The sequence below is a fragment of the Streptomyces sp. CA189 genome (genome assembly GCF_056428985.1).
This window is the reverse complement of sequence record NZ_JBWJVM010000005.1, coordinates 93,879-119,173: the sequence shown is the minus strand read 5'-3', so window position 1 is coordinate 119,173 and position 25,295 is coordinate 93,879. Positions and strand designations below refer to the sequence as shown.

Annotated in this window: 23 protein-coding genes and 1 pseudogene; 12 read left to right on the top strand and 12 right to left on the bottom strand. The window is 73.1% G+C overall.

What is annotated here, in order from left to right; all coding sequences use genetic code 11:
• Positions 1-5 precede the first annotated feature (5 nt).
• On the bottom strand, positions 6-659 hold the full coding sequence (locus AC061S_RS06410) for a response regulator transcription factor (protein WP_112451148.1): 654 nt from the start codon (positions 657-659) through the stop codon (positions 6-8).
• Between the two features lie 245 nt (positions 660-904).
• Between AC061S_RS06410 and AC061S_RS06405 the strand changes: the two genes are divergently transcribed.
• The gene (locus AC061S_RS06405; RefSeq protein ID WP_204357838.1) at positions 905-1,078 is read left to right on the top strand and encodes a hypothetical protein; all 174 of its coding nucleotides are present in this window, start codon (positions 905-907) and stop codon (positions 1,076-1,078) included.
• Between the two features lie 112 nt (positions 1,079-1,190).
• On the opposite strand, the gene AC061S_RS06400 is transcribed toward AC061S_RS06405, so the two are convergent.
• Both AC061S_RS06400 and AC061S_RS06395 read right to left on the bottom strand, forming a co-directional pair.
• Entirely contained in the window at positions 1,191-1,994 is an 804-nt protein-coding gene (locus AC061S_RS06400) for an inositol monophosphatase family protein (RefSeq protein WP_478684858.1), read from the bottom strand.
• 51 nt (positions 1,995-2,045) lie between these two features.
• The gene (locus AC061S_RS06395; RefSeq protein ID WP_478684857.1) at positions 2,046-3,221 is read right to left on the bottom strand and encodes a ferrochelatase; all 1,176 of its coding nucleotides are present in this window, start codon (positions 3,219-3,221) and stop codon (positions 2,046-2,048) included.
• A gap of 170 nt (positions 3,222-3,391) precedes the next feature.
• On the opposite strand from AC061S_RS06395, the gene AC061S_RS06390 reads away from it, so the two are divergent.
• On the top strand, positions 3,392-4,654 hold the full coding sequence (locus tag AC061S_RS06390; protein ID WP_478684856.1) for an MFS transporter: 1,263 nt from the start codon (positions 3,392-3,394) through the stop codon (positions 4,652-4,654).
• On the top strand, positions 4,599-5,942 hold the full coding sequence (locus AC061S_RS06385; protein ID WP_478684855.1) for a D-arabinono-1,4-lactone oxidase: 1,344 nt from the start codon (positions 4,599-4,601) through the stop codon (positions 5,940-5,942). Before AC061S_RS06390 ends, AC061S_RS06385 begins: the two co-directional genes overlap by 56 nt.
• Before the next feature lie 4 nt (positions 5,943-5,946).
• Here AC061S_RS06385 and AC061S_RS06380 read toward each other — a convergent pair whose 3' ends face one another.
• Positions 5,947-6,864 (bottom strand): hypothetical protein, encoded by a 918-nt coding sequence (locus AC061S_RS06380; RefSeq protein WP_478684854.1) that lies wholly within the window; start codon positions 6,862-6,864, stop codon positions 5,947-5,949.
• 480 nt (positions 6,865-7,344) lie between these two features.
• Here AC061S_RS06380 and sepH point away from each other — a divergent pair, with 480 nt between their 5' ends.
• Positions 7,345-8,361: a septation protein SepH gene (sepH, locus tag AC061S_RS06375; RefSeq protein ID WP_478684853.1), complete on the top strand. Its 1,017-nt coding sequence runs from the start codon at positions 7,345-7,347 to the stop codon at positions 8,359-8,361.
• A gap of 53 nt (positions 8,362-8,414) precedes the next feature.
• Here sepH and AC061S_RS06370 read toward each other — a convergent pair whose 3' ends face one another.
• Positions 8,415-9,275: a sulfurtransferase gene (locus tag AC061S_RS06370; RefSeq protein ID WP_478684852.1), complete on the bottom strand. Its 861-nt coding sequence runs from the start codon at positions 9,273-9,275 to the stop codon at positions 8,415-8,417.
• 194 nt (positions 9,276-9,469) lie between these two features.
• Here AC061S_RS06370 and AC061S_RS06365 point away from each other — a divergent pair, with 194 nt between their 5' ends.
• Positions 9,470-10,255 (top strand): VOC family protein, encoded by a 786-nt coding sequence (locus AC061S_RS06365; RefSeq protein ID WP_478684851.1) that lies wholly within the window; start codon positions 9,470-9,472, stop codon positions 10,253-10,255.
• Between the two features lie 18 nt (positions 10,256-10,273).
• Here the strand turns inward: AC061S_RS06365 and AC061S_RS06360 are convergent, their stop codons facing one another.
• Positions 10,274-12,799 (bottom strand): MDR family MFS transporter, encoded by a 2,526-nt coding sequence (locus AC061S_RS06360; RefSeq protein ID WP_478684850.1) that lies wholly within the window; start codon positions 12,797-12,799, stop codon positions 10,274-10,276.
• Between the two features lie 165 nt (positions 12,800-12,964).
• On the opposite strand from AC061S_RS06360, the gene AC061S_RS06355 reads away from it, so the two are divergent.
• Complete coding sequence (locus AC061S_RS06355) at positions 12,965-13,984, top strand: TIGR00341 family protein (RefSeq protein WP_478684849.1); 1,020 nt, start codon at positions 12,965-12,967, stop codon at positions 13,982-13,984.
• A gap of 24 nt (positions 13,985-14,008) precedes the next feature.
• Here the strand turns inward: AC061S_RS06355 and AC061S_RS06350 are convergent, their stop codons facing one another.
• Both AC061S_RS06350 and AC061S_RS06345 read right to left on the bottom strand, forming a co-directional pair.
• The gene (locus tag AC061S_RS06350; protein WP_478684848.1) at positions 14,009-14,515 is read right to left on the bottom strand and encodes an MgtC/SapB family protein; all 507 of its coding nucleotides are present in this window, start codon (positions 14,513-14,515) and stop codon (positions 14,009-14,011) included.
• A 100-nt stretch (positions 14,516-14,615) separates the two neighbouring features.
• Positions 14,616-14,975, bottom strand: coding sequence for an ArsR/SmtB family transcription factor (locus AC061S_RS06345; protein WP_478684847.1), 360 nt, complete (start codon positions 14,973-14,975; stop codon positions 14,616-14,618).
• A gap of 148 nt (positions 14,976-15,123) precedes the next feature.
• On the opposite strand from AC061S_RS06345, the gene AC061S_RS06340 reads away from it, so the two are divergent.
• The 3 genes from AC061S_RS06340 (at position 15,124) to AC061S_RS06330 (ending at position 19,330) form a co-directional block, all read left to right on the top strand.
• A complete protein-coding gene (locus AC061S_RS06340; protein WP_478684846.1) occupies positions 15,124-16,551 on the top strand; it encodes an MFS transporter in 1,428 nt (475 codons plus the stop codon).
• A 132-nt stretch (positions 16,552-16,683) separates the two neighbouring features.
• Positions 16,684-17,130 (top strand): DUF7144 family membrane protein, encoded by a 447-nt coding sequence (locus AC061S_RS06335; protein ID WP_478684845.1) that lies wholly within the window; start codon positions 16,684-16,686, stop codon positions 17,128-17,130.
• Between the two features lie 229 nt (positions 17,131-17,359).
• The gene (locus AC061S_RS06330) at positions 17,360-19,330 is read left to right on the top strand and encodes a CASTOR/POLLUX-related putative ion channel (RefSeq protein WP_478684844.1); all 1,971 of its coding nucleotides are present in this window, start codon (positions 17,360-17,362) and stop codon (positions 19,328-19,330) included.
• A gap of 18 nt (positions 19,331-19,348) precedes the next feature.
• Here AC061S_RS06330 and AC061S_RS06325 read toward each other — a convergent pair whose 3' ends face one another.
• On the bottom strand, positions 19,349-21,310 hold the full coding sequence (locus AC061S_RS06325; protein WP_478684922.1) for a flavin monoamine oxidase family protein: 1,962 nt from the start codon (positions 21,308-21,310) through the stop codon (positions 19,349-19,351).
• A 160-nt stretch (positions 21,311-21,470) separates the two neighbouring features.
• Positions 21,471-21,893, bottom strand: a complete 423-nt coding sequence (locus tag AC061S_RS06320; RefSeq protein ID WP_478684843.1) for a CBS domain-containing protein — start codon at positions 21,891-21,893, stop codon at positions 21,471-21,473.
• A 304-nt stretch (positions 21,894-22,197) separates the two neighbouring features.
• On the opposite strand from AC061S_RS06320, the gene AC061S_RS06315 reads away from it, so the two are divergent.
• The 3 genes and pseudogenes from AC061S_RS06315 to AC061S_RS06305 all read left to right on the top strand — a co-directional run.
• On the top strand, positions 22,198-22,947 hold the full coding sequence (locus AC061S_RS06315) for a VOC family protein (RefSeq protein WP_478684921.1): 750 nt from the start codon (positions 22,198-22,200) through the stop codon (positions 22,945-22,947).
• A gap of 87 nt (positions 22,948-23,034) precedes the next feature.
• Positions 23,035-23,382, top strand: coding sequence for a DUF3040 domain-containing protein (locus tag AC061S_RS06310; protein WP_478684842.1), 348 nt, complete (start codon positions 23,035-23,037; stop codon positions 23,380-23,382).
• Between the two features lie 207 nt (positions 23,383-23,589).
• Positions 23,590-23,715 (top strand): annotated as a pseudogene (locus AC061S_RS06305) (transcriptional regulator); the annotation flags it as partial.
• On the opposite strand, the gene AC061S_RS06300 reads toward AC061S_RS06305, so the two are convergent.
• On the bottom strand, positions 23,709-24,032 hold the full coding sequence (locus tag AC061S_RS06300; protein WP_478684841.1) for a plasmid stabilization protein: 324 nt from the start codon (positions 24,030-24,032) through the stop codon (positions 23,709-23,711). The pseudogene AC061S_RS06305 and the gene AC061S_RS06300 overlap by 7 nt on opposite strands.
• Positions 24,004-25,260: a cytochrome P450 gene (locus tag AC061S_RS06295; RefSeq protein WP_478684840.1), complete on the bottom strand. Its 1,257-nt coding sequence runs from the start codon at positions 25,258-25,260 to the stop codon at positions 24,004-24,006. Before AC061S_RS06295 ends, AC061S_RS06300 begins: the two co-directional genes overlap by 29 nt.
• Between the last annotated feature and the right edge of the window lie 35 nt (positions 25,261-25,295).

Genomic DNA, 25,295 nt, shown 5'->3' with positions numbered 1-25,295 from the left:
CCGCGTCAGATCCGGTAGCCGGAACCGGGGACGGTCACGATGACCGGCGGCTCCCCCAGCTTGCGGCGCAGCGTCATCACCGTCACGCGCACCACGTTGGTGAAGGGATCCGTGTTCTCGTCCCACGCCTTCTCCAGGAGCTGCTCGGCGGACACGACCGTGCCCTCGCTGCGCATGAGGACCTCCAGCACCGCGAACTCCTTCGGTGCCAGCTGCACCTCCTTGCCCTCGCGGAACACCTCGCGCCGGTTCGGGTCCAGCTTGATCCCGGCGCGCTCCAGCACCGGGGGCAGCGCGACCGTGGTGCGGCGGCCCAGGGCCCGTACCCGCGCGGTCAGCTCGGTGAACGCGAAGGGCTTGGGCAGATAGTCGTCCGCCCCGATCTCCAGGCCCTCGACCCGGTCGCTCACGTCGCCGGAGGCCGTCAGCATGAGCACGCGGGTGGGCATGCCGAGCTCGACGATCTTCCGGCACACGTCGTCGCCGTGGACGAGCGGGAGGTCCCGGTCGAGCACGACCACGTCGTAGTCGTTCACTCCGACGCGCTCCAGTGCCGCGGCGCCGTCGTACACGACGTCCACGGCCATGGCCTCCCGGCGCAGTCCGGTGGCCACCGCATCGGCGAGCAGCTGCTCGTCCTCGACGACGAGTACGCGCACGTCGTTTCCTTCCTCAGAGCCCGTCAGGGCAGCGTGTCATGTGGCCTCCATCCTGCCCCTTTCGCCGGTAAACCGGCTGTAAGACGCCGTTCGGGGGTGACCCGGGGGACGGAAGTGAGGATTCCCTCGCCTTACGAGGTTTCTGGGTCCAGAGCGGCGGGGAGGACGACTTCACACCCCGAACACTCCCTGACGGCGGACCGCCACGTGCCGCCGCCGACCCACGAAGAGGGGGCGAACCCACCATGGACGCATTCACCGCGGGTCTCCTGCAGCGCATCAGGAGCACGCAGTCGGACCTCAGGCAGGCTCGCGAGACGGGCGACGACTTCCTCGTGGAAGTGGAACAGGCGGAGCTGGAAGACCTCCAGCGCATCGCCGCCGATCACGGCGTTCCGGTCACCGTCTCCGCCTGCTGACTCCAGCCGCCGTTACCCACACTCCCCCGGACCCCGGAGGCCGCCACCCGGCCGCCGGGGTTCCTTCACGCCCCGGAACCCGCCCCGGAACCCGCCCCGGGGGCGCGCCCGCTCAGTCGTGCCAGGCCCCGGCTTCCTCCAGCAGCGGCCGCAGCGAGGCGAACACCGCGGGGGTCGCGGCCAGCGCGAGCTCGCCCGAGGCGGGCTCCCCGGGCCGGCCGCCCGTCACCGCGCCGGCCTCCCGCGCGATCAGCTCGCCCGCCGCCAGGTCCCAGGGGTTCAGCCCGCGCTCCCAGTACCCGTCCAGCCGCCCGGCGGCCACGTCGCACAGGTCGATCGCCGCCGAACCGCCGCGCCGGACGTCCCGGACCAGTGGGATGATCCGCTGCGCGACGTCGGCCTGGTGCGCCCGACGGCTCTGGACGTACGCGAAACCGGTGCCGATCAGCGCCTGGTCCAGCGGAGCCGCCGGCCGGCAGGCGAGCCGTACCCCGCCCAGCCAGGCCCCGCGCCCCAGGACCGCGTGGTACGTCTCCCCGCGCATCGGCGCCGCCACGACGCCGGCCACCGTCTCGCCGCGGTACTCGGCCGCGATGGACACGCCCCAGGTCGGCAGCCCGTAGAGGTAGTTCACCGTGCCGTCCAGCGGGTCGATGACCCACCGCACGCCGCTGGTGCCGGCCGATTCCGAGCCCTCCTCGCCCAGCAGCCCGTCCTCGGGCCGCCGCTCCCCGAGGATGCCGGTGATCAGCTTCTCGGCCGCGATGTCCATCTCGGTCACCACGTCGATCGGGCTCGACTTGGTCGAGGCCACCGCCAGATCGGCGGGCCGCCCGTCCCTCAGCAGCGCGCCCGCCCGGCCGGCCGCCTCCAGGGCCACGTCCAGCAGTTCGGTCTTCAGCTCTTCGGAGATCACGCCCGGCTCCCGTTCATCGACTTCTGCGGACTTCTCTGCGCACACCGGCGGCTACGCGTACGGGCTGTCCACGCCCGCGGCCGCCGGCCGGGGCCCGCGCGCCGGGCAGCAGCCCACCGCGCACAGGTCGTGGCTCGCCCCGAGCAGCCCGAGCGCGCAGCGCTCCACGGCTTCCCCGCGTTCCGCCGCGGCCCGCTCCAGCACGAGGTCCCGTACCGCCGCCGCGAAGCGGGGGTCGGCGCCGACCGTGGCCGAGCGGGCGATGGGCAGCCCCAGCTCGGCGGCCTTCGCCGTCGCCTCCGTGTCGAGGTCGTACAGCACCTCCATGTGGTCCGAGACGAAGCCGATCGGCACCATGACCACCGCCGGGGCGCCCGCCGCGTGCAGGGCCTCCAGGTGGTCGCAGATGTCCGGTTCCAGCCACGGGATGTGCGGGGCGCCGCTGCGCGACTGGTAGACGAGCTCCCAGGGCAGCTCGGTGCCGGTCTCCGCGCGGACCGCGTCGGCGATCAGCTTCGCGACGTCCAGGTGCTGCTTGACGTAGGCCCCGCCCTCGCCGTTGTCGGTGTGGTCCGCCACCGGGCCGGAGGTGTCCGCGGCCGCGTTCGGGATGGAGTGCGTGGTGAAGGCCAGGTGCGCCCCGGCGCGGACTTCCGCGGGCAGCGACGCCAGCGAGGCGAGCACCCCGTCGATCATGGGCTGTACGAAGCCGGGGTGGTTGAAGTAGTGCCGCAGTTTGTCGACCTTCGGCAGGTCCGCCTCGGCCACGCCCTCTTCGACGAGCAGGGCGAGCGCGTCGGCGAGGTTCTCGCGGTACTGCCGGCAGCCCGAGTACGAGGCGTACGCGCTGGTCGCGAGCACCGCGATGCGGCGGTGCCCGTCGGCGGCCATCTCGCGCATCACGTCGTTCAGGTACGGGGCCCAGTTGCGGTTGCCCCAGTAGACGGGCAGGTCCAGCCCGTGCCCGGCGAAGTCCTTGCGCAGGGCGTCCAGCAGTTCGCGGTTCTGGCCGTTGATCGGGCTGACCCCGCCGAAGCCGAAGTAGTGCTGCCCGACCTCCTTGAGCCGCTCGCGCGGGATGCCGCGGCCCCGGGTGACGTTCTCCAGGAACGGCACGACGTCGTCGGGCCCCTCGGGGCCGCCGAAGGACAGCAGCAGGAGGGCGTCGTAGGGGGCGGCGGGGCCTTCGGCCGAGCCGGCGGCGGAGGCGCGGAGCTGGTCAGACATGCCTCGAATCCTGCCACCCGCCGCCGCCCCGCGGAAAACAGGCCCGGCCTCCGGGACCGCCCGGACCGGGGTACGGGCCCCTTCGGCCGCTGTCCGGTTCCTCCCCGCGCGGGCGGCTTGGGTGCGGCCGTAACCTGTATGGGCCAATGACGTCCCTTACGGAGGGCACCTTGCCCAGTCCCTACCGCGCGATCTTCGCCACCCCCGGGAGCCGGGGCTTCAGCGCGGCCGGCCTCATAGGCCGGCTGCCGCTCTCCATGGTCGGCATCGGCATCCTGACGATGATCTCCGAGCTCACCGGCCGCTACTCGCTGGCCGGCGCCCTCACCGCCACCCTCGCGCTCTCCGCGGCGGCGCTCGGCCCGCAGGTCTCCCGCCTGGTCGACCAGTACGGCCAGCGCCGCGTCCTGCGTCCGGCGACCCTGCTCGCGCTCCTGGCCATCTCCGGGCTGCTGCTGTGCGCGGCCAACAACACGCCCGACTGGACCCTGTTCGTCTTCGCCGCGCTCGCCGGCTGCGTCCCCAGCGTGGGCTCGATGATCCGCGCCCGGTGGACGGCCATCTACCGGGACTCGCCGCGCGAACTGCACACGGCGTACTCCCTGGAGTCCGTCCTGGACGAGGTCTGCTTCATCTTCGGGCCGATCCTCGCCATCGGGCTCTCCACCACCTGGTTCCCCGAGGCGGGCCCGCTGGTCGCCGGGGTCTGCCTGCTGGTGGGCGTGTGGTGGCTGACCGCCCAGCGCGCCACCGAGCCGGCCCCGCACCCGCGCGGCGAGGACTCCGACCGGACCTCGGCGCTGCGCTCCCCCGGACTCCAGGTGCTGATGGCCACCTTCGTGGCCACCGGCGCCATCTTCGGCTCCATCGACGTGGTCACGCTGGCCTTCGCCGACGAGCAGGGACACAAGGCCGCCGCCAGCTTCATCCTCGCCATCTGGGCGGTCGGCTCCTGCCTCGCCGGCATCGTCTTCGGCCTGCTGCACCTCAAGGGCAAGCCGGAACGCAGGTGGGTGCTGGGCATCTGTGCGATGGCCGTGAGTATGATCCCCCTCCTACTGGCCGGGAACCTTCCGTTTCTGGCCGTGGCGCTCTTCGTCTCGGGCCTCGCCATCGCTCCCACGATGATCACCACGATGGCCCTGATCGAGGCGCACGTACCACGCGCGAAGCTGACCGAGGGCATGACCTGGATCAGCACCGGCCTCGCGGTCGGGGTAGCGCTCGGCTCCTCCGCGGCCGGCTGGGTCATCGACGCCGCCGGCGCGAAGACCGGGTACGTCGTCTCCATCTCGGCGGGGACCGCCGCGGCGGCGGTTGCGTTCGCGGGTTACCGCCGGCTGACGAGGTCGGCGCAAGGGGAGGAGCCTTCCAACGATGGCGACGACGGGGACAGCAGGCAGCAGCGGGACAAGGACCGCCGCGTGGCATAACTGGGCGGGCAACGTCAGCGCCACGCCCGCGCGCGTGGTCACCCCGGCATCGGTCGGGGAGCTCCAGGAGGCGGTCCGCCGGGCCGCCTCGGACGGGCTGAAGGTGAAGGCGGTCGGCACCGGCCACTCCTTCACCGCGGCCGCCGCGACCGACGGCGTACTGATCCGCCCGCAGGCGCTCGCCGGGATCCAGGCGATCGACCGGAAGGCCGGCACCGTCACCGTGGCGGCGGGCACGGTCCTCAAGGACCTCAACCTGGCCCTCGCCAAAGAGGGCCTGTCGCTCGCCAACATGGGCGACATCATGGAGCAGACGGTTTCCGGCGCCACCAGCACCGGCACCCACGGAACCGGCCGCGACTCGGCCTCCATCGCCGCCCAGATCCGCGGCCTGGAGCTGGTCACGGCGGACGGGCGGCTGCTCACCTGCTCCGAGGAGAGTGCCGACGAGGAACGCGCCGTCTTCGCCGCGGCCCGCCTCGGCATCGGGGCGCTCGGCGTGGTCACCTCCCTCACCTTCGCCGTGGAGCCGCTCTTCTTCCTGACCGCCCGTGAGGAGCCGATGAGCTTCGACCGGGTGACGGCCGAGTTCGACCAGCACCACGCGGAGAACGAGCACTTCGAGTTCTACTGGTTCCCGCACACCGGCAACTGCAACACCAAGCGCAACAACCGCAGCCAGGGCCCGGCCGCCCCGCCCGGAGCGGTCTCCGCCTGGGTCGAGGACGAGCTGCTGTCCAACGGGCTCTTCCAGGCCGTCAACTCCTTCGGCCGCGCCGTCCCGGCGGCCATCCCCTCCATCGCCCGGATCGCGAGCCGCGCCCTGTCGGCGCGCACCTACACGGACATCCCGTACAAGGTGTTCACCAGTCCGCGCCGGGTGCGGTTCGTGGAGATGGAGTACGCCCTTCCGCGCGAGCGCGTCGTCGAGGCGCTGCGGGAGCTGAAGGCCGTGGTGGACCGCTCCGGCCTGCGGATCAGCTTCCCGGTGGAGGTGCGGACGGCTCCGGCGGACGACATCACCCTGTCGACGGCCTCGGGCCGCGAGACCGCGTACATCGCGGTGCACATGTACAAGGGCACCCCGTACCAGGCCTACTTCACGGCCGCCGAGCGGATCTTCACCGAGTACGGCGGGCGGCCGCACTGGGGCAAGGTGCACACGCGGGACGCGGAGTACTTCGCCGGGGCGTACCCGCGCTTCGGGGAGTTCACCACGCTCCGGGACCGGCTGGACCCGGACCGGGTCTTCGGCAACGACTACCTGCGGCGCGTTCTGGGGGACTGAGCCCTCAGGGCGTCGGCGTCTCCTGGCCGGTGCCGGTGCCGGTGCCGGCGTCCGCGCCCGACCCGCTGCCCGTGCCGGTGCTCGGCGTCGGCTTGCCGGTGCCCGGCGTGGGAGTCGGGGTGGGCGTGGGGGTCGGCGTCGGGGTGGGCTTCGGCGGGGTCGGGGTCGGCGTCGGGTCCGGGGAGTGCGAGGGGTCGGGCGTCGGGCTCTGGCCGCCCGTCGAGTGCGAGGGGCTCGGGGAGTTCCCGGTGTCCGGGGTCTTCTCGCCCTTCTCACCGGTGCCGGTGCCCGTCGGATCCTGCGGCGGGTCCGGCTTGTGGTCGCGGGCCGTGCCGACGCCGCCGGTGAGGAGCGTCTTGCCGTCCGCGCTCACCGAGGTGCCGGCCACCGCCTCGTAGGTCCCCAGGCCGCCGAGCGCTATGACGAAGGCGGCTCCGGAGGCCACCGCCGTCCGCTTCCAGCCCCGCATCCGCGTGCCGTGGACCGTGCCCTCGCCGAACTCCTCGTCGGGCTGCGGCCCGCCGGCGGGGACGGTGCCCAGCAGCATCGTGCCGTCCGGCGTCCGCCCCGCGGGGGCGGACCCGGGCCCGTCCACCGGGACCTGACGGGCCTTCGGCCGGGCCGTCTCGCGCAGCTGGTCGCCGGTGCGGCGGAAGAGGTGCTGGATGACGGGCCCGCCCGCGGTGGCCACCACGCTCACCACGCCGGCGCCGAGGATGGTCCCGTAGACGCCCAGCTGCGAGGCGAGCAGGGCCGCCGCGACCGTGGCGAGGGAGGAACCCGCGACCTGAGCCGCACTCAGGTCGAGCTTCTTCTTCTCCTTCTCCCGCTCCGGCTCGACGTCCAGCACCGTCTTCTGACCCATCGCCATCCCCTGCGTGTCCTGCCCCTCGCGCTCCAACGCCTTCTCCAGTACTGACACATCAGCGAAACGGATAGTTCCGTTTCCGGAGATTCTGTGAAGCAGGACACCCGAAAACGGGCGCACGGCCAGGTCCGGCCGGATGTGGACCCGATCCAGGGCAGCCCAACTCCCGCCGTCCGGGACAAGTTCGGCGGCGCGGCGGTCCACCCAGGTGGCCCGAATGGAGTACTGTGGCGAGCCCTGGGGCCGTCCTTCCTTTCGGATGTCCGGACTCGGGAGAGGGGGCCGGCTGATGGAAAAACGGCACTCGAGACCAGCGATGCCGCGGTATTGCACGGGATCCTGCTGCGCACAGTAATCGTTCGGTCACTGTGCGTGCCCAACAGGTAACCGTGCCATAACAGCGATCAAGGGCGCATGCCCGACACGCCGGTTTAACTCGGCAAGGTAGTGGCAGGCTGCACCCGGGCAGGCCACACTCGACTAGCGGAAGCAGCGACGCACGTGACGTCGGCAGGCACCACCCGGGAGGTCCCCATGCCCGAACTGCGTGTCGTGGCCGTCTCAAATGACGGCACACGACTGGTGCTCAAGGCTGCGGACAGCACGGAGTACACGCTTCCGATCGACGAGCGTCTCCGGGCTGCCGTGCGCAACGACCGTGCGCGCCTGAACCAGATCGAGATCGAGGTGGAGAGCCACCTCCGCCCCCGCGACATCCAGGCCCGCATACGAGCCGGTGCCTCCGCGGAGGAGGTCGCCCAGATGGCCGGCATCCCCGTCGACCGGGTACGCCGCTTCGAGGGCCCCGTGCTCGCCGAGCGCGCGTTCATGGCCGAGCGGGCCCGCAAGACCCCCGTGCGCCGGCCCGGCGAGAACACCGGGCCCCAGCTCGGCGAGGCCGTGCAGGAGAGGCTCTCGCTGCGCGGGGCCGAGAAGGAATCCGTCCAGTGGGACTCCTGGCGCCGCGACGACGGCACCTGGGAGGTCCTGCTGGTCTACCGGGTCGCGGGCGAACCGCACTCGGCGAGCTGGACGTACGACCCGCCGCGCCGGCTGGTCGTGGCCGTGGACGACGAGGCCCGCTCGCTCATCGGCGAGTCGGACGACCTGCCGGCGACCCCGGAGCCGAGCTTCCCGTTCGTGCCGAGGATCGCGCGGCTGCCCCGGGACCGGCCGCTGGACCGGGCGCTCGACCGCCAGATGGAACGGCCCACTGCGCCCGCTCCCCCGCCGGAGCCGGAGGCCGAGGAGGAGCGGGACACGCTGACGGCCCTGCTGGAGGCGGTCCCGAGCTTCCGCGGCGACCTGGTGGTTCCGGAGCCGGTGACGGAGCCGGAGGTGGAGGAGGCGCCCGCCGCCTCGGCGTCGGCCGGTGCGGGTTCCGCGTACGCGGACGTGCTGATGCCGCGCACCGTGGCGGGACACCGGGACCGGCTGACGGGCACGACCGACCGGCAGGCGGAGGCCGACGGGGTGCGCCCCGGCCGCCGCGCGGCGGTGCCGAGCTGGGACGAGATCGTCTTCGGCACCCGCCGCAAGAAGCAGGAGTAGCGCGGCCCGGGCCCCGATGGTGGAAGCCGCCATCGGGGCCCGGTGCCGAGCACCTAGCCCGGCAGCTCGCCGACCGCCACCTCGCGTGCCGGGTCGGCGGACCATTCCGACCAGCTGCCCGCGTACAGCGCCGCCGGGATGCCCGCCGCCGCGAGCGCCAGGACCTCGTGGGCCCCCGAGACGCCCGAGCCGCAGTAGACCCCGACCGGGGTGGCGGTGTCGGCGTGCACGCCCAGGCCTTCGAAGCGGGCCCGCAGGGCGTCGCGGTCCAGGAACAGGCCGTCGGGTCCCGCGTTCTCCGTGGTCGGCGCCGACACCGCTCCGGGGATGTGGCCGCCGACCGGGTCGATCGGTTCGACCTCGCCCCGGTACCGCTCGCCCGCCCGTGCGTCCAGCAGCACACCCGTCCGGGCCAGCGCGGCCGCCCCGTCCGCGTCCAGCAGTCCGATGGCACCCGGATTTGGCTTGAAATCACCCTCGCTCACAGGAGTGACCTCGGCCGACAGCGGACCGTCACCGGCCTTCCACGCGGCCAGTCCCCCGTCCAGGACCCGCACGCGGGGGTGACCCGTCCAGCGCAACAGCCACCACGCGCGCGCCGCCGCCCAGCCCTGGCCGCCGTCGTACACGACCACCGGCGCGTCCGCCGAGACCCCGGCCCGCCGCATCACCGCTCCGAACTCCTCGGGATCCGGCAGCGGGTGCCGGCCGCCGGAGCCCGCCGGGCCTGCGAGTTCCGCGTCGAGGTCGACGTAGACGGCGTTCGGGAGGTGTCCGGCCTCGTACTCGGGCCGCAGGTTCGGGCCCCCGAGCTGCCAGCGGACGTCGAGGAGAACCGGCGGCAGCGGGCCGGCCAGCTCCTCCTTCAGGGCGGCGGCGGAGACGAGCGGGGAGCGGGGCGGGTTCGCAGTCATGCGGGCCATTTTGCTCTCCGCCACACACTCCGCGTAACAAGCAGTACATCGACGGGCCGGGACGGGCCGCACTGATCCGGACATCTCTCCCGGCTCCCGGGAAACCCGGCCGGTCGGGGCGCGCCGGGCCCCCTGGAGTGGAAGCATCAGCTCCGGGAAAGGTCACGAGCGTGACGACGGAGGAGACGGCTGACATGACCGAGGCATCGGAAGCAACGCGGCGCACGCCCGGCACGCCGTGCTGGGCGAGCCTGATGGTGCACGGCCTCGGCACCACCGAGGAATTCTACGCCGACCTGTTCGGCTGGGAGTACGAGCCCGGCCCCGAGCAGCTCGGCCCGTACGTCCGGGCCATGCTCGACGGGCGGGAGGTGGCCGGCATCGGCGAGATGCCGCCGGACCGGCAGCTCCCGGTGGCCTGGACCACGTACCTCGCCACGGACGACGCCGACGCCACGGCCGAATCCATCCGCTCCTGCGGCGGCACCGTCGCGGTGGGCCCGCTGGACGCCGGGATCGCGGGACGGGTGGCGATCTGCTCGGACCCGCTGGGCGCGATCTTCGGGCTCTGGCAGGCGGCGTCCCACCTCGGCACGCAACTGGCCGGGGGGCCCGGCACCCCGGTGTGGCACGAGCTGGTCACGCAGGACACCTCGACGGTCGGGAAGTTCTACGAGCACGTCTTCGGCCACGAGGCCCTGGCGCACCCCGACTCCTGCGAGGACTTCGACTACCTCACGCTGTCCCTGCGGGGCCGGCCGGTGGCAGCCGTCCACGGGGTCGGCCGCTCCCTGCCCCACGACCGCGGGCCGCACTGGATGACGTACTTCGAGGTCGAGGACACCGACGCGGCCGCCGCCCTGGTCCTGCGGCTCGGCGGCCGGATCGTCCAGCCCCCGCGCGAGGGCCTGAGCGGGCGGCTGGCCGTGGTCACGGACCCCGAGGGCGCCGTGTTCACCCTCGTGCACGGCAGGCACTGAGCGCCTGCGGGCGGCGGCTCACCGGGGCGTCCCGGCAGCCTGCCCGGCCTCGCTCCGTGCGGGCCCGGCGTTGACCGTCAGGCCCGCGATCAGGGCCGCGAGCAGCACGCCGCCGAACGCCCACCAGAGGGTGGCGGTGTAGCCGCCCACCAGGTACTCGTCCATCTCGCCTTCCGACCCGATCTGCGGGAGGCCGGCGAAGACGGAGGCGATCACCGTGCCGCCGACCGCCTCGCCCAGCTGGTGGGCCGTCATGACGGCCGCCGCGGCGGCCCCGATGTGCCGGGGGGCGACGCCGGCGGTCGCGGTGGCCAGGATCGGGGCGAAGGCCAGGCCGGTGCCCAGGCCGGCGAGGATCGTACCGGGCAGCACCTGGGCCTCGTACGCGCCCTGGACCTCCAGGCCGGCCAGGAGCAGGAGTCCGGCGGCCACGAGCACCAGCCCGGCCGCGATCAGGACGCCGGGCGCGGCGCGGTGGAGCAGTCGGCCGGAGATCTGGGTGGACCCGATGACGACCGCCGCGAACATGGGGAGCAACAGCAACCCGACCGTGCTCGGGGGGTAGCCGAGTACGTACTGCAGGTAGTAGCTCACCGACAGGAACAGGACGAGGAGCCCGGCCCCGGCCAGAAGCAGGGCGAGGAGGCTGCCGGCGCGGCTGCGGTCCGTGAGAACGTACGGCGGCAGGAGCGGGTGCGGAGACCTGGTCTGCCACCGCAGGAAGACCACGAGCAGGACGGCGCCGACCGCGACCGGGATCAACACCAGGGGGACGCCCCAGCCGTGCGTCTCGCTCGCGCCGAAGCCGTAGAGGAGGGCGGCGACCGCGCCGGTGCCGAGCAGCACTCCGGGCACGTCGAGGCGGGCGCCGCCGGGGGCCGGGCGGTCGTGCGGCAGGCCGAGTGCGCAGATCAGGGCGATCACTGCGACGGGGACGGCGGCGAACAGCGCCACCTCCCAGGCCAGGGCCGCGACGAGCCATCCGCTCGCGAACAGCACGAGCGCGGAACCGCCGCCTACGAGCGCGGCGTAGATCCCGAAGGCCTTGCCGCGTTCCTTGGGGTCGGTGAAGCCCGCGGCCACCAGGGCGAGCCCGGCCGGTGTCACGAGCGCGCCGAAGACGCCCTGCAGGACGCGGGCCGCGACGAGCACCCCGCCGAAACCGCCGGCCGCGCCGCCGAGCGCGGAGGCCGCCGCGAATCCAACCAGGCCGATGAGCATCGTCGTCCGCCGCCCCACGAGGTCCACGAGGTGCCCGCCGAGCAGGAGCACCGCGCCGAAGGCGACCGCGTAGGCGAGGAAGAACGGACCGGGTCCGCTGAGGCGCAGGTCCGCGTGGAGCTCCGGCAACGCCACGCTGAAGAGCGTCGCTTGGAACACCACCATCAGCTGCGCGAGGGCGGCGACCACCAGGCCCCGCCGGCGCTTGGCGTACGGGGAGGCGGGCTCCCCGGCGGCCGTGGACGGCGTCGCGGCCCAGCCGCCGCCGGTGGGGACCGGGGGCGGCCCGAACCCCCGCGCGGGGCCGAAGTCCGCGGGCGCCGTGGGGGCGTACTCGGGCGGCGGGGGCACCGGGATCCAGGGCTCGGGCCGCGCGGGCGGGACACGGGGGTCGGCCTGCGCGGCGGGGGGCTCGGCGGGCGTCGCGGGGGCGAAGTCCAGCAGCTCGGCGGCGTGGCGGCCGAGTTGGGCGAGCACCGTGCCCGGCAGCCACTCCCCGGCCCGGTCGGTCGCCGTGCGCTCGGCGACCTGCACGGGGGTGGGCCGCAGGGCCGGGTCCTTGTGCAGGCAGGCGCGTACGAGCTCGACGAGCCCCTCCGGTACGCCGGTCAGGTCCGCCTCCTCCTCGGCGACCCGGAAGAGGTGGGCGTTGAGGCCGGTGTCCGCGGCGCCGAAGAGGAGCCGTCCGGTGGCGGCGTAGACGAGGACGGCCCCGAGGCAGAAGACATCGCTGGCGGGCGTGAGTTCGAGGCCGCGGACCTGCTCGGGCGACATGAAGCCGGCCGATCCGATCAGCATGCCGGTATGGGTGAGCAGGCTGTCCCCGGCGAGGCTGTCCATCGCCCGGGCGATGCCGAAGTCGATGACGCGCGGGCCGTCGACGGTGACCAGGACGTTGGAGGGCTTGAGGTCGCGGTGGATCAGGCCCGCCTCGTGCACGGCCTGCAGGGCGAGGGCGAGGCGGTTGGCGAGGGTGCGCACGGAGTGCTCGGGCAGCGGCCCGAAGTCCTTGGCGACCACGGCGTGCAGGTCGGGCCCCGGGATGTACTGGGTCGCCACCCAGGGCACGGCGGCCTCCGGGTCGGCGTCGAGGACGGCCGCGGTCCAACTCCCGCCCACCCGCCGCGCAGCGGCCACCTCCCGGGCGAAGCGCCTGCGGAACTCCGGGTTCCCGGCGTACTCGGCCTGCACGACCTTCACGGCGACGGTGCGCCCGCCCTCGGAGCGGCCGAGGTAGACCAGGCCCATGCCGCCGGCGCCCAGCCGGGCGATCAGACGGTACGGGCCGATACGGGTCGGGTCTTCGACGATCAGCTGATCCACGCGATGAGGATAGTGCAACTATCCAACACGCGTGGGCGCATCGACGGAATTCGAGGTACCCGCGAAATCGGCCGGGTCCGCGAAGTCGGCCGGGTCGGCGGGATCAAAGGAATCGACAGAACGGAACATATGATGACATTCCATCAACTATGAGGGCAGGCCGTCATGTCACGAGTCGACGCCACCGCCGTGGACCGCATGGTCACGGCCCTGTTCATCGAGCGCGCCTGGCGCAGTCCCAGCTCCACCCGGTTCTGGGTCCTGCTCGTGCTCGCGGCCGTCATCGCGTCCGCGGGCGTGGTCGGAGACTCGACGGCGACCGTGATCGGCGCGATGATCGTCGCCCCGCTGATGACCCCGATCCTGGGCAGCGCGCTCGCGCTGGTCATCGCCGACCGGCATCAGGTGGTGCGCTGCGCGCTGCTGGTGCTCGGCGGGGCCCTGACGGTGGTGGCGATCGGCATGCTGATGGGGTGGCTCATCTCGCCGCCCGACGCCTTCGCCACGAACAGCCAGGTCTCCTCGCGGATCAGCCCCCGGCTGATCGACCTGGTCGCCGCCCTGGCCACCGGGACGGTCGGCGCCTTCGCCCTGGTGCGCTCCGACATCTCCGACACCCTCCCGGGGGTGGCCATCGCGATCTCCCTGGTGCCGCCCCTGGCCGTCACCGGACTCCTGATCACCACGCACCGCTTCCACGACGCGAGCCAGTCCGCGCTGCTGTTCGCCACCAACGTCGCGGCCATCGTCGCCACCGGAACGGTGGTCTTCCTCGCCTACGGGGTCCGGGCCGGCGCCGGCGAGGCGGGCATCGCGGTGGGCGCCTTCCGCGGCCGGACCCTGGCCGCGGTCTCGGCGATCGTGCTGCTGGTCGCCGTACCGCTCACCGCGGGCACCATCTCGGTCGCCCGCGACCGCGCGCTCGCGGCGAACGCGCGGCCGGTGGCGGAGCGGTGGGCCGCCACGGGCAACTGGCAGATCGCCTCGGTCGAGGCCCGCAGCGGAGTCGTCGTGGTGGGCGTACTGGGACTCCCGCCCCAGCCCGCCCCCACCGCCCTGCGCGAAGCACTGGACCGCAACGGCATGCGGGACGCGGCCCTCGAACTCCACCTGGTCGGCGGCCGCACCCACTGGTGCCCGGCGGACAGCGCCACGTGCACGGTCCGCGACTCCTCCCGCACCTGAGCCGGTCAGGGGAGGCCGGGCCCGTCAGTCCTCGGCGCTGGGGCTGCGATCTCCGTGCAGTCGCAGGACGTCGGCGTCGCCGCGGAAGCGGTGGGCCCACCGGCGGCCGTCGAAGACGCTCAGGCCGGGGATGTGACGGGTCTCCAGCGCCAGGATCACGAAGGCCGTCGCCGCGGCGGCCAGGGCGAGGCGTCCCTGGCCGGCGGCCGCTCCGATGGCGGCCGCGGCGAAGATGGCTCCGGCGGTGGTCACCCCGTGGACGAGGTCGCCCTCCGTGAGGCTCTGCCGGAAGACCAGCCCGCCTCCGATGAACCCGACGCCGGTGATGACCCCCGCCAGGGCGTTGGGTGCGCCGTCCAGGGCGAGGACGGCCACGAGGGCGGCGCCGACGCCGATCATGGAGAAGGTCCGGTTGCCGGCGGCGGCCCCCCTCAGGGCGCGTTCGAAGCCGAGGAGGTAGGTGAGGACGAAGGCCACCGCGACGTGGCCGATCGTGACGAGGGTGGAGGTGTCCGCCTGCCGGTAGTCCATCGGCCGCCCTTCCGGAGTCCCCCGCACGCAGAGGCACGGCTGTCCGTGCCAGTAGAGCGCGCGGGGGCCGCTCGGGGCGCCGGGCGCACCGCCGCCGAGGTCAGTTGTGCGGGGCCGTACCGCTGACCCGGTGGTCGGCGTGGCTGAGGCCTTCCAGGACGAGCCGGCGCAGATGCCCGTCGCGCAGGCTGTAGTGGATGCGCCGGCCCTCGCGGCGGGTGTCGACGAGGCCCGCCAGCCGCAGCTTCGCCAGATGCTGGCTCACCGCGGTCCTCGACGCCTCGCAGCGCTCGGCGAGCGAGCCCACGTCCGACTCCTCCTGAGCGAGCAGCCACAGGAGGTGCAGCCGGGTGACGTCCGAGAGCATCGCGAAGACCTCGGTCGCCTCGGCGAGCCGCGCCCGGTCGGGATCCCGTAGGTGCGCATCGGGTGCAGGTGGCTGAGGTTCGCGAGCAGGCATACCCCACAGGGTAGGTCGCTCCGGGGGGCTCGGCGGGAGGGTGGAGCCGCAATCCACTGGACATGTGCGCAGGTGCGCATCTATGGATACATTGGAGTTCCGTCCCACACCCCGGGGCCCGGCCCGGTCCGGCCCGGAGAGGAACCGCATGCCGAGCGTGCTGCGCGACCGCACCTACCGGCGCCTGTTCGGCGCCCAGGTCATCGCCCTGTCCGGCACGGGCCTGGCCACCGTGGCCCTCGGCCTGCTCGCGTACGACCTCGCGGGCGCCGACGCGGGTTCGGTGCTCGGCACGGCGCTCGCGATCAAGATGGCGGCGTACGTCGTCATCGCCCCGGCGATCGCGGCGGTGGCCGACCGGCTGCCGCGCCGGGCCCTCTTGGCCGGCTCCGATCTGGTCCGGGCCGGGGTCGCTCTCTTCCTGCCGTTCGTGAGCGAGGTGTGGCAGGTCTACGTCCTGATCTTCCTACTGCAGACCGCCTCGGCCGCCTTCACTCCCACCTTCCAGGCCCTGATCCCCGAGGTCCTGCCCGAGGAGCGCGACTACACGCGGGCCCTGTCCATGTCCCGGCTCGCCTACGACCTGGAGAGCCTCTTCAGTCCCGCGCTCGCGGCCGCGCTGCTGTCGGTGGCCGCCTACGACCGGCTGTTCCTCGGTACGGCGGCCGGCTTCCTCGCCTCGTCCGCGCTCGTGGTGTCCGCCGCCCTGCCCCGGCGGGCTCGGGCCCTCGGCGCGCCCGCGCAGGGCGCGTACGCCAAGGCCACCGCGGGGACGCGCTTGTTCCTCGGCACCCCGAAGCTGCGCTCCCTGCTGGCGATGAACCTCGCGGTCGCGGCCGCGGGGGCCGTGGTGACGGTCAACTCCGTGGTGTACGTACGGGACTTCCTGGGGCTGTCCGCGGAGTCGGTCGCCCTCGCCCTCGGCGCGTACGGAGCCGGGTCGATGGCCGTGGCCCTGGCGCTGCCGCGGATCCTGGAGAACCGCCCGGACCGGCGGGTGATGCTGGCCGGCGTCCTGCTGCTCCCGGTGGCGTTCGGCGCCCTCGGCGTCATCACCTCGGCCCATAGCGGCGATTGGCGCTGGCCCGCGCTGCTGGGCACGTGGGTGGGGTTCGGGGCGGCCTGCTCGATGGTGCTCACGCCCGCGGGCCGGGTGCTCCGGCGGGCCGCGCCGGAAGGGGACCGCACCGCGGTGTTCGCCGCCCAGTTCTCCCTGTCGCACGCCGCCTGGCTGCTGACCTACCCGCTCGCGGGCTGGGTCGGCGCGAAGGCCGGTCTCGGGTGGGCGACGGCGGCCCTCGGCGCGATCGCCCTCACCGCCGCGGCCCTCGCCGCGCGCCTGTGGCCGGCCGGGGCCGGGCGGCCCGGCGCCGCGGTGGCGGAGGCCGGGGCCGTACCGGAGGCCGTGACCGGGGCCCGGGCCGTGGCCGAGGCGGGCCGCGGCCACGCACACGAGCACGAGCACACCGGGCTGGCCCCCGGGCATCCGCACCTCCACGGGGCACGCCGGGCCGGTGCGGGGTGGCGGCACAGCCACCACCACCTCACGGACGAGCTGCACGCCGCCCACGGCTGACCGGGGAACACCCTCCGGGGCCACCTCGCGGATTCACCCGAATGGCGGCGCTCGAATGTCCCCCCGCGCCCCGGCCACGGACGCTGGGCGCAAGCAGGACCCCCGGCGTCCCGCCCGACGAAGGAGCCTCTCGTGGCACAGGCAACGCCCCCCAGCAGGGCCCCCAACAGCGGCTACACCACCGACGGGCAGAACCCGTGGGCGGCGAGCGGCGTCGTGTTCGCCGGAGTGCTGATGCTCGTGGAAGGCGTCCTCGGCATCCTGAAGGGAATCGTCGGCATCGCCGACGACGACGTCTACGCGAGCGTGGGCGACTACACCTTCAAGTTCGACGTCACGGCGTGGGGCTGGATCCACCTCATCCTGGGCATCGTGCTCGCGGTCGTCGGCGCGGGCCTCCTCAAGGGCGCGACCTGGGCCAAGGGCACGGCCGTGGTGCTCGTCGCGCTGGACATCATCCTCAACTTCCTGTGGCTGCCCTACACGCCGCTCTGGGGCCTCATCTCGATCGCCATCGGCGTCTTCATCATCTGGGCCCTGTGCAACGACACGGGCAAGTCCCGCTCCACCGCCGCCTGAACGGCGCACCGGACGTCCTCCTGACCTGCGCGCCGGACAGAGGCCGGGCGCGGTGGGCCGGGAGGACGTCCGGCGGTGTCGGTGCCGGTGTCGGCACCCAGGGAGCGTTCATACCTCTGAGTGAGGCCGGTGGCGTTCGAGGGGGGCGGGAGCAGAGATCCGCCTAGGGTGACTCCTGGTGGCGGGCAGCCGCTCCGACCGGCGCGTCGACTCATGTACGGGAGTTTGTGTGGCGCAGCAGCACACGGCGTCACTCCGGCTCCGTCTCCAGTACCGCTTCGACCATCTGGTCTCGGGCGGAACGACCGCGCTCATCGGCTGGCTCGCCCTGGCCTGCCTGGCCGTCGTCGTTCCGGCGAGCATGGTCCTCGTCTGGTCCGACCGGGCCGCTCCGGCCACGCTCTCCGGCCGGCTCACCGCCGTGTGGGTCAGCGTCGGCCAGACCCTGAAGATCGGGGGCGCCGTCGGCTCCCCGCTCTACGTACTGGCCTCCGTCTCCCTCGCGCTCGTGGCGCTGCTCTTCGTGTCGACCCTGGTCAGTCTGATCACCACGGGCATCAACCGGCGCATCATGTCGCTGCGCCTCGGCCATTCCACCGTGCTGGAGACGCGCCACACCGTCGTCCTGGGGTGGTCGGACCAGGTCTTTCCCGTGATCGGGGAGCTGGTGGCCGCGAACGCGAACCAACGCGGGTCCGCCATCGCCGTGCTCGCCCCGCAGGACAAGGTGTGGATGGAGAGCGAGATCTCCACCCGTGTCGGCGACAGCGGCAGAACGCGGATCATCTGCCGCAACGGGAGCACCACCGACCCCACCGAGCTGTGCCGGGTGAGTCCGCGCACCGCGAAGGCGGTGCTGGTGCTGCCTCCCACCGGGGACGGCGGTGACGCCCACGTGGTGAAGACGCTGCTCGCCCTCGACGCGGCCGTCCCCGGGTCCGGCGACGGGGAAGCGGTGGTGGTCGCAGCCGTCCGCGACTCCCGCAACCACATCACCGCCCGACTCGCCGCCGGGCCCACGGGACACGTCCTGTGTGTCGACGACATCGTCGCCCGGCTTCTCGTCCAGACGGCCCGGCAGCCCGGACTCTCCCTCGTCTACTCGGAGTTGCTGGACTTCGAGGGAGACGAGTTCTACCCGGTCGCCGCGGAGGGCCTCGTGGGGCGGCCGTTCGGCGAGGCGCTGCTGTCGTTCGCCACGTCCTGCGCGGTCGGCCTGCTGCACACCGGCGGGAGCGTCACCCTCAATCCTGATCAGGGGGCGGTGATCGGCCCGGCCGACCGGATCATCGTCATCTCCCGGGACGACGACACGGCCGTGCGGGGCGACGTGGCCTCCCTCGTCGAGGAGGACGCGATCGTGTCGGCGGGTCCCGGGGCCGCCCCTGCCGAACGCCTCCTGCTGCTCGGCTGGAACCGCCGCGCCCCGCTCGTCATCGAGCAGCTCGACCACTACGTGAGCCCCGGAACGACCCTGGACGTCGTGGCGCTCGGCGGGTACGCGGCCACGCACGGCGCCCGAGCCGTCACGGCCGCGCGAGCCCGTCTCGAAGTCTCCCTCCACCAGGGCGACATCACCGACCCGCTCACCCTGGCCAAGCTGGACGTGCCCTCGTACGACGGCGTGATCGTGCTCGGTGAGACGGAGCCCGCGGGCCCGGACACCGGCTCGGCCCGGGGCCCGGCCCCGGACGCGCCCTCCGCCCTCCCCGCCACGGCGAGGGATGCGGAGGCACGGGCGGACGACAGGACGCTGGTCACCCTGCTGCACCTGCGGGCCATCGGGGATGCCGCGCGGCAGGAACTCGCGCTCACCACCGAGATGTCCGACGACGGCAACCGGCTCCTCGCCCCCGCCCGGGGCGGCGCGGACTTCATCGTGAGCGGCAGGCTGATCAGCCTGCTGATGACCCAGATCTCGGAGAGCCCTTATCTCTCCGAGGTCTTCGAGGAGTTGTTCAAGGCGGAGGGCCACGAGTTCCACCTCAAGCCGGCCGCGGACTACGTCCGGGCCGGCTCCGAGGTCCCGTTCGCCACTGCCGTCGAATCGGCGCGGCGGCGCCGGGAATGCGCGGTCGGCTACCGGCTGCGCGCGCGGAGCGCCGCGGGCCCCGACTACGGGGTGCGGATCAACCCCGACAAGCGGCAGCGGGTCCGGTTCTCCGAGGGGGACTGGCTGATCGTGCTCGCCGAGAGCTGACGGCGCCAAAGAGACGGCCTAGGCGGTGTGCACCTCCAGGGCGGTCCGGACCGCGGATTCCAGGGCCCCCTCGATCCACGCGGGCTTGATGGACGTGTGGCACCCGGCGAAGTGCAGGTTGCCCTCGGCCATGCGGACGTGGGGGAAGAGCTCGGTGTGCTGGCCGGGCAGCAGGACGGAGGCCTCCCCGTAGGCGTACGGATCGCGCATCCAGGACTGGGTGCGGCCGACGCCGGTGTAGAACACCTCGACGCGCTGCCCGAAGACCTCCTGGACGCCCGCGAGGGCGCGCGGGTAGCGCTCCTCGTCGTCCAGGGAGTCCCACTTCAGGGCGTCGTCCGACCAGCTGTAGGAGGCAAGGATGACGCCGCCGGCGCTGCCTTCGACGGGGTAGGAGGGCTGGAACATGAAGCGGTTGGGGTTGTCGGTGGCCGAGCCGCCGCCGATGACCCCGGCCGCCTCGGGCTGGTCGCGGCTGACCACGCGGCTGGCGGCGTAGTGGGAGCGCTGGCCCGCGGAGATGCGGCCCTCGGGCACGGAGGAGTGGGCGCCCATCAGGGTTCCGTTCGCCGGGGTCTGCCCGGTCTGGTACTTCCGGTACAGGCCGGGCTGCACGGCCTCCAGCTCGCGCTTCCAGTCGGCCTCGTCGAACTCCCACCAGCGGCGGCTGAATTCGAGCAGCACCTTGGTGGCGGCGTCGTAGTGCAGCTCGGTGACCGCGCGCCGCTTGCCGTAGGAGAGCGCGGGGGTGACGGGGATGTGGCGCAGCCCGGAGAAGGGGACCGTGATGATGGCGGCGTCGGCGGTGAAGGTCTCGCGCCGCACGGGGCTGCCGCCGCGGCCCTCGGAGACGGTCTCGACGGTGACCTTGCCCTCGCCGTGGGTGATGCGGGTGGCACGGCGGTCGAGCCGTACGAGGTCCTTGACGCGGGCGTACATGGCGTCGGCCAAGGTGGCAGTGCCGTCGGGCAGTTCGTAGAAGGCGGTGTCGGGGCTGATCAGCGAGGCGCCGATGAAGCTGTGCACGAAGGCGAGGTGCAGGCGGGAGGTGAGGTTCTCGACGGTTCCGATCAGGTCGATGGTCCGCTCGTCGAGCTTGGCCTCCTCCGTCAGGAAGCGATACATCGACATGTGGCCGTAGCGCTGGATGACCCGTGCCCAGCCCTCGACGAGGTCCTTGTCCTTCTTGCCGTCGATCTCCTTGCGCACGGGGGCGAAGGCGTCGCGGACGATCTGCGAGGCGGGCACGGACTCGTACGCCTGCGGGACTCCGAAGGAACGATTGAGCACCTGCGGGGCGCGCGCGTAGTCGGCGCGGCGCACGCGGATGCCGTTGACGTAGATCCACGTCCGGTAGGCGGGGCGGCCGGCCCCGTCCACGTCGACCAGGTGGAAACGCCGGCGCTTGAGGCCGAGGCCGTCCATCAGGCCGGTGACCAGGGGGTGGCTGTCGGGGATGCGCATCGCGCCGGCCTCGGCGTACTGCTTGGGGTCGGCGAAGGGCTGCGCGGCGTTCTCGTGGCCGCCGGTGCGGAAGGTCTTGATCCGGCCGCCCACCCGGTTGCCGTTGGCCTCGATGACGGTGACCTGATGGCCGGCTTCACGCAGGAGGTGTGCGGCGGTGAGGCCGGCCGGGCCGGCGCCGACGATCAGCACCTTCCTGCCGGGGCGGCGCGAGCGGGGCAGGCCGTTCTTCAGGAGGATGTCGGCGTAGCGCGGTACGAGCGGCTGGTCCTCGTCGTCCCGTACGAGGATGGCCCGGGCGATCGTCAGGCAGGCGGCCCAGTCGGCGACCGCGGCTCCGGGGACGGCCTGCGAGGTCTCGGCGGAGGTGACGGCGACCGTCAGGCCCCCGGCCGCGGCGACGGCGGCAGCGCCGGCGATGACCGTACGGCGGGAAGGCCGGCGGGAGGGCGCCGGTGCGGGCTCGCCGGGGGCTCCGGAAGCTTCGGGGGTTTCGGAGTTGGAATCGGGATCCATGATCATGACCCAACTCTTGCCGCCCTCCCCCGCCCCCGGCGGCCAGAAGGGGCCCACGCGGACAAGGACCACCCGGACGTGCGTCGCGGGCGTCGCCGTGCTGACGAACTGGGTTTCGTACGGGTGGCCTTCGGACCGCCGGGCGTACGAGGGGTTCCACTCAGCTGTCGGGCTCGGCGGCGGAGATCGCGGCGAGAGCCGAACCCGGATCCCGTTCCACCTCGAGGTCGCCCAGGGTGACCACGCCGACGAGTTCGCCGTCCTCGGCCCGCACGGGCAGGCGCCGCACCGCGTGCCTGCGCATGAGATCGACGGCCTGGTCTACGTCGTCGGCGGGCTTGACGGTGACCGGATCAGTGCTGCAGATCGCCTGCACGGTCGTGTCGGCGGGATCCTTGTCCTCGGCGATGGCGCGTACGACGAGGTCCCGGTCGGTGAGGATGCCGCAGAGCCGTCCCTCGTCGACGACGAGGACATCCCCGATACCGGCGTCCCGCATCACCCGTGCGGCCTCGGCCAGTGACGTCAGCTTCTCGACCGTCACAGGATTCCCGGTCATCACCTCGTGGACTCGCCTGGTCATGGTGCCTCCAGTGTTCATGAGAGGACCGGCGCAGGAACGGTCGGGCACGGTCGGTGGCGCCTTCGTCACCGGTCGTGCCCTCCCGGACGATGACGACCACCTCGTCTCGTCCCTCCTCGTCCGGCCTTTCCCTCTCCTTCAGTCTTCCCCCTTCCCCCACTCCGGAGACATCGCCCGACGGGGCCCCTCCGGGAGCGTACGAGTACCGTGGGAGGGTCTCCCGGGGGAGCACCAGCGGATGGGGTTGACCATCGTGTCGACATCGAGTCACGAAGCCTTCGGCGCACCCTGCTGGGTCAGTCTGCTGGCCCGCGACCTCGGCGCCGCGCAGGAGTTCTACGGTGCGGTTCTCGGCTGGGAATTCGGCCCCGCCCAGCTCGGAGAGGCGTTCTCCGTGGGCTTCGCCGACGGGATCCCGGTGGCCGGCCTCGGCTCCCGGCCCCCGAAGCTCTCGGTCCCCGTGGCCTGGACCCCGTACTTCGCCGTGGACGACGCCGACGTCACGGCGGCCCGTGTACTCGAACGCAGTGGAACCGTCGCCGTGGGCCCCTTGTCCTTCGGTACGGGACGGGCCGCCTTCGCTTCGGACCTCGACGGGGCGGTCTTCGGCATCTGGCAGGGGGACGCCATCCCCGACTGGGGTATGGGCGGCGAAGCCGCTCCTGCCTGGCTCGAACTGCGCAGCAGGAACGCCTTCGACTCCGCCATCTTCTACGGCGAGGTCCTGGAGTGGGCCTGCGGCAACGCCGGCTGCTGCGAGGTCGCGTACCTGGAGGAGAGCGAGCGCATCCTGCTGCGCCACGCGGGCAGGACGGTGGCCCGCCTGCACGGCGGGACGCTCGCGCAGGCCCCGGACCCGCACCTGCGGCCGCGCTGGCACGTCCACTTCCGGGTACCCGACCTCGAAACCGCGGTGAAGGCGGCCCTCGGACTGGGCGGCAGCACGGTGTCGGGAGCCGGCTCCGGTCCCTTCCCCCGGGAGATCACCCTGCGGGACCCCGACGGCGCGCTGTTCGACATCGCCGGCCCCGGCGGCCCCGCCGGGCCCGTCTGACCAGGTGCCGCGGTGCTTGCGCGGCCACCGCACGGGTAGACGCGCGGCACAAGGCGAAGGCAGCACATCAGGAGAGGGGGCCCCGCGATGGACGGCCCTGAGCTCTCGCAGCAGGAACTGAAGATCCTGGGCGACATCGAGCACGACCTGCGCACCGACCAGCTCCTGGACCGCAGGCTGCGCACCCTGCACCGCGGGATCCGCCCCTGGACGACCCCCGGCGACTGGCACCGCCCCCAAGGGCTCGGCCTGTACACCGCGCTTCTGGGCGTCGTCTGCGCGGCACTCTTCGTACGGGCCGTGGCCACCTCGTCCCCGGTGCTGATCTGGGCCTTCGCCGCCGTGTGGGTCCTCACCCTGGTCTGCCTGCTCCTGCTCGTGATCCGGTGGTGCCGCAGGGCAGCGGCGGCCTCGGCCGACCGCGCGAGGGAATGACGTCCCTCAGGCGTCTACGCGGCGCTTGGCGAGCCACGTGACCATCTCGGGGTCGTGGTGGTCGAAGAAGAGCGTGCTGCCGGTGTCCAGGGTGGCGATGGCCGCCATCTGCTCGTCGGTGAGTTCGAAGTCGAGGATGTCTATGTTCTCGGCCATGCGCTCGGCGCGGACGGATTTGGGGATCGCGGCGACGCCGCGCTGGGTCACCTCACCGGCCAGTCCATGGTCCTCGAAGGAACGCCCGGCCGGCGCCTCGGCGTGTACACCGCGGAGCCGGCCACCCCCGACCATGACGCCATGGTCCTCCTCGACAGGCACACCCGCCCTCAGTGACCGAGGGCGCGCTTGAGCTCCGCCTTGTCCATCTGGGAACGCCCCTTGATGTTGCGCTGCCTGGCCTCGTTGTAGAGCTGCTCCTTCGTCGGGCCCTGGGCGCCGCTGTGGGAGCGCAGACCGCCGCGCTTCGAGGAGGACATGTCCTGGAGGGAGGAGCGGCTCGCCGTCTCCGACTCGCCGGCGCGGGCCCGTTCCTTGTTGACGGTGCGGGCCCCGATCTCCTTGGCGCGCTTCGGGCTCTCACCGCGCTGCTCGGCACTCTCCTTGATGTGCTCGTACTGGCGTTCACGCTTGGGACTGGAACCGCGGGGCATGGTGACTCCTTGTATGGGATGCGACCTCGATGACGAATCCGCTCCGCGGACGGGTGGGGATCCGGTTCAGCGGGATGGACAGGTCCTGTTGCGGGACCGCGGGGTCCGTGCGGGCGAGGGCCGACGACAGTGCGGCGAGCAGGGACAGGGTGATGTCCTCGCCCGGGCACCGATGGCCGGTGCGGGCGTCGCCGCCGCCCTGGGGGATCAGTTCGCCGGGGCCCGGTTCGCGGCCCAGGAACCGCTCCGGGGCGAAGTCGTACGGCCGCGCCCACAGCGCGGGGTCGTGATGGTGCCCGTACACGTCGAGGAGGAGCAGCGTGCCGGCCGGAACCCTGTCCCGGCCGAAGTCGAGGTCGCGTACGGCCATGCCGGCGATGAAGGGCACGAAGGGGTAGAAGCGGCGGACTTCGTGGGCGAACGCGCGGGCCTGGGCGGCGCTGCCGGTCCGCAGCTGGTCGCCCCGGCCGGGATGCCGGTGGAGGGCGTGGGCGGCGAAGGTCACGTACCAGGTGACGGCGACGGTCGGACGGATGACGTTGAGGAGCTCGACGGCCGCCGTATGCGGATCGAGCAGCGTGCCGTCCGGCTCGCGGTGCAGGGCGACCGTCTCCACGACCGTCCCGGAGACCAGCCGCGGGTCGTGTACGCGGACGCGGTCCACCGCGGCCATGAGGGCCTGCTCCTGGCGGTGCCGGGCGCGACGGGCGCGTACGTGCCGGGGTCCGGCGGTGGCGAAACCATCCACCATGGACACGCAGTCCTTGGCGATCTCGCGGGCCTCGCCGTCGGGGACCGGCAGACCCGCCCAGTCGCATATCGCCCCCGCGAGCAGGGTCGCCACCTCGTCGAACAGCACCACCCGGCCGCCCTCCCAGCGGGGCACGGCTTCCCGCCAGCCGCTCTCGACCCGGGCGGTCAGGCCTTCGACGCCCAGCGGCGACATCAGCACCGACGCCAGCAGTTCCTTGCGCGCCCGGTGGGGTGTTCCGTCCAGGGTGTGCACCGCTCCCCTGCCGAAGAGGGTGTCGAGCACCGGCCCCGGCAGGGCTCCGTGCCGCTCGACCCTGCTCTCGTCGTAGAAGAGGGCCACGGCCTCGGGGCCGTGCAGGAGTGCCGCGGGCCGCCCCATCACGCGGGTGTGCACGACCGGCGCGCCGTCATGGGCTCGGCGCAGGTCCGGAGCCCATGCATAGCCGTGGGCCAGCAGCGACAGGGTGCTGTCCATGTGGTGACCAGACATGTGGTGACCAGACACGCGGT